Annotated in this window: 7 protein-coding genes; 1 reads left to right on the top strand and 6 read right to left on the bottom strand. The window is 72.0% G+C overall.

What is annotated here, in order from left to right; genetic code table 11:
* Positions 1–136: 136 nt before the first annotated feature.
* Positions 137–352 carry a hypothetical protein gene (locus AB0I91_RS39430; RefSeq protein WP_498778933.1) on the bottom strand — a complete coding sequence of 72 codons (216 nt, stop codon included), beginning with the start codon at positions 350–352 and terminating at the stop codon, positions 137–139.
* Between the two features lie 121 nt (positions 353–473).
* Here AB0I91_RS39430 and AB0I91_RS39425 point away from each other — a divergent pair, with 121 nt between their 5' ends.
* Positions 474–1,139 (top strand): winged helix-turn-helix transcriptional regulator, encoded by a 666-nt coding sequence (locus tag AB0I91_RS39425; protein WP_498778931.1) that lies wholly within the window; start codon positions 474–476, stop codon positions 1,137–1,139.
* Between the two features lie 86 nt (positions 1,140–1,225).
* Here the strand turns inward: AB0I91_RS39425 and AB0I91_RS39420 are convergent, their stop codons facing one another.
* From AB0I91_RS39420 to AB0I91_RS39400, 5 genes are all read right to left on the bottom strand, one after another.
* The gene (locus AB0I91_RS39420) at positions 1,226–2,809 is read right to left on the bottom strand and encodes a GMC family oxidoreductase (RefSeq protein WP_498778930.1); all 1,584 of its coding nucleotides are present in this window, start codon (positions 2,807–2,809) and stop codon (positions 1,226–1,228) included.
* Positions 2,810–3,236: 427 nt separating this feature from the next.
* Positions 3,237–4,829 (bottom strand): DHA2 family efflux MFS transporter permease subunit, encoded by a 1,593-nt coding sequence (locus AB0I91_RS39415; RefSeq protein ID WP_499609636.1) that lies wholly within the window; start codon positions 4,827–4,829, stop codon positions 3,237–3,239.
* 1 nt (position 4,830) lies between these two features.
* Positions 4,831–5,808 carry a carboxymuconolactone decarboxylase family protein gene (locus tag AB0I91_RS39410; protein WP_498778928.1) on the bottom strand — a complete coding sequence of 326 codons (978 nt, stop codon included), beginning with the start codon at positions 5,806–5,808 and terminating at the stop codon, positions 4,831–4,833.
* Positions 5,809–6,562: 754 nt separating this feature from the next.
* Positions 6,563–8,224 (bottom strand): FAD-dependent oxidoreductase, encoded by a 1,662-nt coding sequence (locus AB0I91_RS39405; RefSeq protein WP_499609641.1) that lies wholly within the window; start codon positions 8,222–8,224, stop codon positions 6,563–6,565.
* Between the two features lie 53 nt (positions 8,225–8,277).
* Positions 8,278–8,808 (bottom strand): DUF5987 family protein, encoded by a 531-nt coding sequence (locus AB0I91_RS39400; RefSeq protein WP_499609644.1) that lies wholly within the window; start codon positions 8,806–8,808, stop codon positions 8,278–8,280.
* Between the last annotated feature and the right edge of the window lie 421 nt (positions 8,809–9,229).

Below are 9,229 nucleotides of genomic sequence, written 5' to 3'. Positions count from 1 at the left end.
CGCCGTTGCGGTTTCGGTGGGTTTGTTGGTTTTTTTGTGGTTTTTGTTGGGGGGGGGGGGGGGGGGGGGTGGGGGGGGGGGGGGGGGGGGGCGCGGGGCCCCCCCCCCCCCCCCCCCCGACTCCGGGTGGCGGACGTCAGTCCTTCTCGGACGGGAACGCCACCTCCGTGCCCGCGTCCGCTCCCGGTGGGCGAGGGGGTTTCCCGGGGAGCGGGGACGCGGTGAGCAGACCCGGCGTCGCGAACACCGTCGCGACGGGGAACGTCGTGGCCGGCGCCGACCGGCGGCGCGGATCCGGTGGTTCGGACGAGTCCGGTGTCGGTGGTGGCTGGTCGTTCCGTCGAGTGGACATCCGCTCCCCCAGGGGGCTGTCAGTCCTGGAAACAACCCGCTCGGTTGAACACTACTAGTGCCTAGTCCTAAAAGACAACCACGGACCCCGTCCGGAGGACTTCCGCTGGTAGGATGCCGTCATGGCGACCAAGCGCAAGTACGATGACGGGTGCGCGACGGCTCACGCCCTCGACCTGGTGGGGGAGCGCTGGGCGCTGCTGATCGTGCGCGAGTTGCTGTTCGGCCCGAAGCGGTTCACCGACCTGCGGACCGGCATGCCGGGCGCGAGCCCCAACGTGCTGTCGCACCGGCTGCGCGAGCTGGAGGAGTTCGGCGTGGTGCGCCGCCGCAAGCTGCCGCCGCCCGCCGCCGCCTGGGTCTACGAGCTGACGGCGTGGGGCCGCGAGCTGGAGCCCGTCATCACTTCGCTGGGGCGCTGGGGCGGTCGGTCGCCGTCGCTGCGGCACGACGCCGCGATCAGCGTGGACTCGCTGATGCTCGCCCTGAAGACGTTGTTCGACCCCGGCCGCGCGGACGGCTTCACCGCCGACCTGGTGCTGCGGCTGGGCGAGGACTCGTTCCGCGTGCAGCTGTCCGTGGACCGGATCTGGATCACGCGCGGCGAGCTGGACCACCCGCAGGCGGTGATCGAGACCGACCCGGCGACGCTCAACGCGTTGATCTGGAGCGGGCGCGGCCTGTCCGAGGCGATCGAGGCCGGCGACGTCGAGCTCACCGGCAGCCGGGAACGCGTGGAACGCTTCCTCGGCCTGTTCCCCCTGCCCGAGCCCGCCGTGGTCGCCTGACCCGCGCGGCACCCGCCGGGCGTTCGGGCCCGCAGCGTCGGGACGGCGCTTCCCGCGCCCGAGAAGGGGGGAAGCGCCGTCCGGTCTCAAGCGGTCGACGCGGTCACGACGGTGGCCGGGGTGGGCGGCTGCCGGCCGAGGATCAGGTCGGCGGCCTTCTCCGCGATGGCGATCGTGGGCGCGTTGGTGTTGCCGCGGATCACCGTCGGCATCACGGAGGCGTCCACCACCCGCAGCCCTTCGACGCCCCGCACGCGCAGCTCGGCGTCGACCACGGTGCCCATCGCGCACGTGCCGACCGGGTGGAACTCCGTCTGCGTCGCCCGTCTGACGTGCTCGCGCAGGTCGGCGTCGGATTCGGACGCGGGCCCGCCCACCTGCCGCTCGGTGTAGGGCGACAGCGACCGCTGCCGGGAGAGCTCCAGACCCCGCCGCACGCCCTCGACCATCGCGCGCAGGTCGGCGTCGTCGTCGTAGTAGTTGTGCCGGATCTGCGGCTTGGCGGTCGGGTCGTCGGACGCGATGGTCACGCTGCCCCGGCTGCGCGGCGTCAGCAGGCACGCGCCGAAGGAGATGGCGTGATCGGTCGGCGTGCCCAGGCCGCCGTCGGCGAACATCACCGGACCGGCGATGAACTGCATGTCCGGCGCGGGCAACCCGTCCTCGGACCGGAAGAAGCCGCCCGCCTCGCCGATGTTGGACGTCAGCGGACCGGTGCCGTGCTCGACGAACTCCCGCCCGTACTTCGGATCGCTCGCGATGAGCAGGCTCACCGGCTGGGAGTGGGCGAAGACCAGCATCACGTGCGGGTGGTCCTGGAGGTTCCGCCCGACCTCCGGCTGGTCCAGCACGACCGGGACCTCCAGCGCCCGCAGCAACTCCGCCGGACCGATGCCCGACAGCTGGAGCAGCTGCGGCGAGTGGTAGGCGCCCGCCGAGACGATCACCTCGCGCTCGGCCCGGATCTCCAGCTCCTCGTCCAGCCGCGAGCCGACGACGCCGGTCGCCCGGTCGCCGTCGAAGCTCACCCGGTGCACCTCGACGTTGGTCTCCACGGTCAGGTTCGGCCGCGCCATCGCCGGGTGCAGGAACGCCACCGCGGCGCTGCACCGCTTGCCGTCCCGCTGGTTCACCTGGTACAGCCCGAACCCGTCCTGCTCGGCGCCGTTGAAGTCGTCGTTGGTCGGGTAGCCGGCCTGGACCGCGGCGTCGACGAACGCCGCGGACATCACGTTGCGCGACCGGCCGTCCGAGACGGTCATCGGCCCGCCGACGCCGTGGAACTCCGAGGCGCCGCGCTCGTTGTCCTCGGAGCGGATGAAGTACGGCAGCAGCTCGTCGTAGGACCAGCCCGGCTGGCCCCAGCCGTCGAAGTCGAGGCGGTGGCCGCGGATGTAGATCATGGCGTTGATGGAGCTGGAGCCGCCGAGCACCCGGCCGCGCGGGAGGTAGATCCGGCGACCGTTGAGGTTCGGCTCGCCGTGCGTGTCCAGGTCCCAGTCCAGCCGGGTGCGGAAGAGCTTGCCGAACGCGGCGGGCACGTGCACGGTCGGCGAGGTGTCCGCCGGTCCCGCCTCCACCAGGCACACCTTGACGTCCGGGTCCTCGGACAGACGCGCCGCGAGCACACATCCCGCTGAACCGGCGCCGACGATCACGTAGTCGTACATCCGCGTCTCCTCTTCCCGGGGGAACTGTCGCAATGAGTGACGAAACCCAGGGGGAATATCGTAAAAAATGCCCCACACGGCCGCTTGTTCCAAAGTGCTTACCTGTCGTAAAGGGGCGGTTCGCGGCGCTGCCGGTAGCGCCTCCCGGTTGCGCACCGTCACCCCGTGCACGACAAGAGGTCCCGCTCGGAGAAACCGAGCGGGACCTCTGGGATCGGACCTGACCGCCGTGCCGGAGCGGCTTGACCTGGTCGGGGGCGGCTGGTGGGTTCTTCCTCGATCACCTTCCGGGTTGCGAGAGCGGAATTCCCATTGGGGGAGAATCAGGCGGACGTGCCGATTGAACTGCGTTCGGTCACCTTTTGGGTCCGGTCCTGAAGTCGGTTGATCGGCCGGCTCGGGAATGGGATTCCGGGCCACCGGGAATTCATTGCCGAACCGGCGTGACGGGAGCACGCACGGCGGCACGGGTCTTGAGCCCGAGGGCCAGCACCCCGCCGAACAGGATGGCGCCCGCCGCGACGGCCAGCGCCGGTCGGCTGGCGGAGACGAAGGCGGTGCCGAACGCCTCCCGCGCCAGGGAGCCGAACAGCTCCGCCTGGTCCGGGGGGAGGTCGGCCGGGGTTTCCACGCCGCCCTGCTGACCGGCGCCGAGCCGCAGCCCGTGCGCGGCGGCCTCCTCGAACGCGTCGAGGAACCGCGGCCGGACGTTCTCGGGCAGCCGGGTGGACAGCACCGCGGTCTCCTCCCGCAGCGCCGCCACGAGCCGGTTCTGCAGCACCGCGCCGACGACCGCCGCACCGAGCGCGGCCCCGGTCTGCCGGGCGGTGTTGAGCACACCGGAGGCGATGCCCGCGCGTTCGGGTGGGATGCCGCGCATGGCCTCGGTCGTGGCGGGGGCCAGGGCGAGTCCCATGCCGACGCCGATGAACACCATCGGCACGACGAACGTGGCGGGCGTCGACGTCGCGTCGGGCACGAACGCCACCCCGAGCACGCCGGCCGCGTAGAGCACCATGCCGACGGTCAGGGGCAGCCTGCCCCCGATCCGGTCGGCGAGCCGCCCGCCGACCGGCGCCACGGCGCTGAGCAGGAGCGTCCACGGGAGCGCCGTCACGCCGGACATCAGGGGGCTCATGCCGAGCAGGGTCTGCGTCTCGATGACGAACACCAGCATCAACCCGTACACCGCGAACGACGTGATGAGCGTGATGCCGGTGGCGATGGAGTAGTTGCGGTCGCGGAAGAGGTCCAGCGGCACCAGGGCCTCGCGCTGCCGCCGTTCCCACAGCACGAACGCCACCGCCGTCACCGCGCTCAGGACGAGCACCGCCGGGATGCTGACCACACCGGTGATCACGCCCCAGTCGTGCCGCTGCCCCTCGACCAGCGCGTAAACCAGCGCCAGGAGCGCGACGGTGGCGAGGACGACGCCGACCACGTCGAACCGGTGCGGCCGCCCGGCGCGCAGGTCCGGCACGAACTTCAGCGCCAGCACCACGCCGAGCACGCCGAACGGGACGTTGAGCAGGAACACCGCCTGCCAGCCGAACGCCGTGACGACGAGCCCGCCCACGGTCGGCCCGCTCACCGCCGCGACACCGGCCACCGCGGTGAAGATCCCGAACGCCGCGCCCCGCCGCTCGGCCGGGAAGATGCCGGAGATCAACGTCAACGCCTGCGGTGTCAGTGCCGCCGCGCCGATGCCCTGCAACACCCGCGCGCCGATGAGCAGGCCCGGTGACGTGGCCACCCCGCAGAGGACCGACGCGACCGTGAAGACGGTGAGGCCGGCGACGAACACCGCCCGCGGCCCGACCAGGTCGCCGACCCGGCCGAAGACGATCAGCAGCGACGCGAACGCGAGCAGGTAGCCGTTGAGCACCCACAGCACCTCGTCGATGCCCGCGTCGATGCCCGACATGATGTCCGGCGCGGCGGTGTTGACGATGGTGGTGTCGAGCAGGATCAGGAAGTTCGCCAGGCACAGGACCACCAGCGCCCGCCACGGCCGCTGCACCTCACACCTCCGTCGCGCGGTGCAGCAGGCCCGCCATCCGCCGGGCAGCCGTGAACGCGGACCAGGACACCAGCTCGACCAGCCGCCGGTCGTCACCGCCGAACGCGGCCACGGTGTCGTCGTCGACCTGGTAGGACGCGATCGCCACGAGCAGCGCCAGGGTCGCGCCCGGCCGGTCCTCGGCGGGCAGGCCGGCCACCGCGTCGGTGACCCAGGCGCGGCTCAAGCCCGGTGGCGTGCCGTCCCACGCGGCGATCCGGTCGAGCACCAGCTCCCGTGCCGGCTGCGACAACGCCCGCTCCCCGCCGGCGTCGAACGCCGCCGCGATCCGGCCGAGCGCGTCGGCGATGACCGGGTTCCCGGCCGACCAGGCGAGGTCGTCCGGCCGCGGCGCCTCCGCCAGCAGCCGCAGCGAGCGGCCCGGCGGGTAGTCCTTGCGCGCGCTCGTGCCCATGAACTTGCCCAGGAACCGGCGGGCGGGCGCGGGCGCGTTGGCCGGCAGCGGCGAGTCGCCCAGGAAGACGTTCACCAGGCGGTTGAGGTAGTGGAACGCCACCACCACGCCGAGCAGCTCGGGCAGCTGCTCCGCCGGGAACGGCCGTGCCGCACCGGACCCGCTCGCCCACGCCTCGACGTCCTCGAACGAGGTGGGGGTGAGCTCTTGGAGGGTCGCGGTGTGGATGGAGACGCAATAGGGGCAGGTGTTCGAGCGCGACACGGCCGCCGCGACCGCCTCCTTCACCGCGCGCGACGCGTGCCCCGACGCGACCAGCGTCTCGCGCAGCAGCGACCAGGTGGCAGCCAGGGCGACCGGCGCGGGGGAGTGCAGCGCGACGGGCGGCGCGAGCATGCCGAAGTCGGCCTCGACGTCGGAGTACACGGCCGCCACCAGGCCGGTCGCCGCGCTCGGCTTCACCGGCTCGACGTGACGGATCTGGTTCAGGGAACGGCGCAGCGCGGTGCGGACGATCCTGCCCATCGGAATCTCCCTAGCTGGTGTGAGGTTTCACGGTCGGCGCCGCACCTGGCGCCCCGAGCACGGTGGCGGAGCTGGGGCCGCCGAACGCCACGAACACCGCGCCGCCGGCGTTCGACCGGTGCGCGACCGCCGTCGACACGCCCGCACCGCTCGTCGCCGGCACCGAGAGGCAGGTCGGGGGCGGACGCGCTGATCACGGGGTCCCGCGTCAGCGGCCCGACCACCGCGAACCGCCGGGCCGCGACCAGCGTGCGGACCGCGATCGTGGCGGTCCGCGTTCGGGCACTTCCCGGAGGTGCCGGGTGAGCGGGAACGACGACTCGCACCGGGCCGGTCCGACGAGGGCGCGCCGGTCGCCCGGCGCCGCGCCGACCGGCCACCGCCACGTCGAGCGCGACGGTGGCCGACGCCGAGGTCGGGCCGTGCGCCCGGCGCTGCGCGGTGTCCGCGCGCGGAGTGGTCACGCGTAGATGCTCTCGCCGTTGGCCCCGGAAACCTTCTTCCGGACTGCTCGGACGTCTGCCGGCCCGGCGGCGGGCGCGCACGGACGAAGATGACCGGGTCGGGCAGTCCTTGCGACGATGGTGGGTCGCGCGGAACGAGGTGCGCGCGCCCTCACCAGGGCACGCCGGAGCGCGCGATCACCGCCACCCGGCCGTGACGCGTGAAGACCGCGAGCGGCGGCGCGAGCCGCTTCGGGTACAGCGGTACCCGGCCGCGAGGGACGCCCTCGCGACCGGGTCCCACCGGCGACTCAGTCGTGCACCAGGTCCGGCAGCAGGTTCTTCACACCGCGCCGACCGCTGGTCTCGCCGTCCGGCGACGGGGCGCCGTACTTCACGTCCACCCCGCGCTCCTGCAGCGCCCGCACGATGCCCGGCATCGCGCGCTCCGCCAGCGCGGCGATGGTCAGCGCCGGGTTCACCGTCAGGGCGCCCGGCACGGCCGCGCCGTCGGTCACGAAGATGCCCGGGTGCCCGCGCAGCTCGTGCCGGTCGTCCAGCGCGGAGGTCTCCGGGTCGTCGCCGATGCGGCACGACGCCAGCGGGTGCACGGTGTACGCGCCCACCACGTCGTTGGTCCACGGCATGACCTTCGACAGGCCGTCCTTCTCCATGATCGACTTGACCGCCGCGTCCGCCTGCCGCCAGCCGAACAGGGTGTTCTCGGTCGGGTTGTAGGTGATCGGCCCCCGACCCAGCATCTGCTGGGAGATGCGGACCGAGTTGCCGGTGGGCGGGGGCGTCCCGAACACGCCCTCGTTGTCGTCCTCGGTCATCGAGAAGATCGTCAGCCAGGACTGCCACTTCTCGACGATCTTCTTCTTCTCCGCGCCGAACCACGTGGGCGCGCCGGGCAGCGCGTCCGGGGTCTGCGCCAGGATGGTGCCGAAGCCGGGCGGGAAGTACAGCTGCTCCAGGCAGAACCGCGAGAACTCCGGCAGCGAGGGGTCGAGGTTGTCCCAGCTCGCGACGGTCGGACCCTTGCCGATCTGGTTCGCCGCGTAGGACAGGTCGTCCTCGCGCGACAGGCCGAGCAGGTCGCGGGCCTTGTCCTCGTCGATGATCGCCGTGTTCAACCGCTCGCCGTTGCCGGAGAAGTACCGGCCGACGGCGTGCGGCATCTTGCCGAGCGTGTCCTCCGACCGCTGCAGGATCACCGGCGTGGCGCCCGCGCCCGCCGCCAGGATCACGATCTTGGCCTCGATCTCGCCCTGGCCGATGCTCACCCGGTAGTCCACGTCGTGGATGACGTTGTAGCTGACGCGGTAGCCGCCGTCCGCGGTGCGGGTCAGCTTCTGCACCTCGTGCATCGGCCGGATCTCCGCGCCGTGCGCGATCGCCGCGGGCAGGTAGTTGAGCAGCAGGGACCGCTTGGCGTCGAACTTGCAGCCGGCCATCATCCAGTTGCAGTTGGTGCACAGCTTGGTGTCGATGGCCACCGGCACGGGGTTGGCCGTGCGGCCGGCGTGGTCGCACGCCGCGGCGAACAGGCCGCCCGAGTAGCTCACCTGGTCCCAGTCCTGCTTGGTGACCGGCAGCGCCTCGCTGACCTTGTCGTACCAGGGGTCCAGGGTGTCGCGGTTGATGGCGCCGGGCCACATGCGCCGACCGATGCTGCCCTTGCGCTCGAAGACGAACCGCGGCGCGCGCGGCATCGCGGCGAAGTACACGACGCTGCCGCCGCCGACGCAGTTGCCGCCGAGCAGGCTCATGCCGTTGCCGACGACGAAGTCGAAGATCCGCGTGTACGAGGAGCCCATCAGGTAGTCGTGCTCGAAGTCCTTGCCCTCGAGCCACGGGCCTCGTTCCAGCACGGTGACCTTGGCACCGCCCGCGGCGAGGTGGTAAGCGGCGATGGCGCCGCCGAACCCGCTGCCGACGATGAGGACGTCGGTGCTCTCTGTGCTCGTCATGGAAACTCCAATCGCCGGGCCTGACGGGCGCGGCAGAACGTTGCGGACACGGGTCAGGCGGGGTTCCCGGACGGCGTGGTGTCCGGGTGCTTGCGTGCGAGCGCCCTGCCGTACGTGAAGGCGGGGAACCGCCAGAGGCCGTCGGCGTCCGGCATGGAGAACTTCATCGCCTTGAGCCCGGGGTGCCCGGCGGCGATGGCGTCGAGCGTGTGCATGTGCGCGCCGGTGTCGAAGGCCATGTTGCTGAACAGCGTCAACGCCACCCAGCCGTCCTTCTCCGGGTGGCCGGGCGCGACGAGCCGGGCGACCAGCGCGGTCCGGTGCTCGAACGCCAGCGCCACGAACGGCGGCACGTCCTCGTCCAGCTCCAGGCCGTGCTCCGCCGCGTAGTCGCGGGCGTGCCCGTTGAGCATCTGGGTGAGGCTGTCCAGCCCTTCGGCGACGCCGGCGGCCGGTGTCTCCAGGAGTTCGACGGCGCCGGCGACCACCGCGCCGCCACCCTCGCTGGCCCCCGCGATGGCGCGGTCGTCCGGCGAGCGCTTCGCCCCCGGCACGATGGTGTCCGCGAACGCCTCCAGGGTCATGGTCCGTACGGCGCGATCCGGTGCGGTGTCCAATTGCACGGGTGATCCTTCCTCCGGGTCGGCGAAGAATGGGTCGACCGGACACCCGAAGACATCGTGCGGCCGACTCCTGAAATGCGCGGGAGCTCTCGCCCCGCGTTCTCACCATGGTCCGACCGGAGCACTAAAAGATGCTTCTCCGTGGTTGCCTTGATAATGTCGCTAGGGCACTTGCCGGCGGCTGCTGGGCCGATGGATTCACTCGACGTGCGGCTGTCCGCAGGTGTGGCGGGACGGCTGACCGGGCTACCGGGGCGGCCGGGCGCATTTGTCGATGCGCCTCATGATCGGATGATCACTCGTGGCTCGCCAGGGGTGCTTATGCATCCGGGACCCCGTAGTGCCTTGAAACGTGCCTTGACAAGATCATCCCGGCGTCCCG

This window comes from Actinosynnema sp. NPDC049800, assembly GCF_040656635.1.
Classification (GTDB): Bacteria; Actinomycetota; Actinomycetes; order Mycobacteriales; family Pseudonocardiaceae; genus Actinosynnema.
The sequence above is the reverse complement of the archived record's forward strand: the minus strand, read 5'-3'. Positions and strand labels throughout refer to the sequence as shown.

Coding starts and splice junctions, on each gene's coding strand:
- AB0I91_RS39400 (WP_499609644.1), bottom strand. CDS start 8,808: ATGACCCTGGAGGCGTTCGCGGACACCATCGTGCCGGGGGCGAAGCGC.
- AB0I91_RS39405 (WP_499609641.1), bottom strand. CDS start 8,224: ATGACGAGCACAGAGAGCACCGACGTCCTCATCGTCGGCAGCGGGTTC.
- AB0I91_RS39425 (WP_498778931.1), top strand. CDS start 474: ATGGCGACCAAGCGCAAGTACGATGACGGGTGCGCGACGGCTCACGCC.
- AB0I91_RS39430 (WP_498778933.1), bottom strand. CDS start 352: ATGTCCACTCGACGGAACGACCAGCCACCACCGACACCGGACTCGTCC.
- AB0I91_RS39420 (WP_498778930.1), bottom strand. CDS start 2,809: ATGTACGACTACGTGATCGTCGGCGCCGGTTCAGCGGGATGTGTGCTC.
- AB0I91_RS39410 (WP_498778928.1), bottom strand. CDS start 5,808: ATGGGCAGGATCGTCCGCACCGCGCTGCGCCGTTCCCTGAACCAGATC.